The following is a 235-nucleotide window of genomic DNA, read 5'->3' as shown; positions in this document are numbered from 1 at the left end:
TGCGATTAAACCCAGAACTTTACTTGCCTTGGAACTATAAATCACAACGCATAGACTAAATTCTGGACTCAAGCATATTTTTGATGGTGAGTTACGCTAACTTGCCGTAAGCTCACGAATTAAGTGATGAAATGAAAGCATCAGATGTGGTTAAAGCACTAAACATGAGTATCTGTAACAAAAGGTACTCTCATCGCGCAATTCACCACTCCGACAGAGGCTTGCAATATTGCTC

The 235-nt window shown here is 40.0% G+C and carries 1 pseudogene; it reads left to right on the top strand.

The window, feature by feature from the left end:
* Positions 1–113: 113 nt before the first annotated feature.
* Positions 114–235 (top strand): annotated as a pseudogene (locus tag HC733_RS22885) (IS3 family transposase); the annotation flags it as partial.

The organism is Pseudoalteromonas sp. S16_S37, from assembly GCF_014694405.1.
GTDB lineage: Bacteria > Pseudomonadota > Gammaproteobacteria > Enterobacterales > Alteromonadaceae > Pseudoalteromonas.
The sequence above is the reverse complement of the archived record's forward strand: the minus strand, read 5'-3'. Positions and strand labels throughout refer to the sequence as shown.